This is a genomic window from Burkholderia sp. AU30280 (assembly GCF_020420125.1).
Classification (GTDB): Bacteria; Pseudomonadota; Gammaproteobacteria; order Burkholderiales; family Burkholderiaceae; genus Burkholderia.
In genome coordinates this window covers 1-571 of the sequence record NZ_JAIZRY010000046.1, presented here as the reverse complement: position 1 = coordinate 571, position 571 = coordinate 1, and the positions used below count along the sequence as shown (strand labels likewise).

Here is a 571-nt window from a genome sequence, read left to right as displayed (position 1 = left end):
GCGCGCCGCTGCGCGGGCCTGCGCGCGACCGGCCGCGGCAACCTGCGCGGGCTGACGGTGGGCCGCACGTTTGCGCTGACGGGCTACCCGCAGCAGGCGGCGAACCGCGAATACGTGGTGCTGTCGTCGACGCTCGACATCGAGGAGGTCGGCGACCGCACGGGCGCGGGGTTGGCGTACCGGTGCGAAGCGCAGTTCGAGCTGCTGCCGGCGAACGAGCCGTTCCGGCTCGAGCGCAGTGTAGCGAAGCCGGTGCTGAGCGGTCCCGAGAAGGCGATCGTGGTGGGCCCGGCCGGGCAGGAAGTCTGGACCGACAAATATGGCCGCGTGAAGGTGCAGTTCGGCTGGGACCGGCAGGGCAAGCTCGACGAGCATGCGGGGATCTGGCTGCGAGTGGTGTCGCCATGGCAGGGCGCGGACATGGGTGCGACGTTCCTGCCGCGGATCGGCCACGAAGTGGCGGTGATGCACTACTACGGCGATCCGGACCTGCCGGTGATTACGGGCAGTCCGGTGAACGAGTTCCGTCAGCCGACGCTGGAACTGCCGGCGAACCAGGCGGTGGCGGTGC

Annotated in this window: 1 protein-coding gene; it reads left to right on the top strand. The window is 70.4% G+C overall.

What is annotated here, in order from left to right; genetic code table 11:
• A partial coding sequence (locus LGN17_RS36445; RefSeq protein ID WP_226201565.1) for a type VI secretion system Vgr family protein occupies positions 1-571 on the top strand: 571 nt, incomplete at both ends.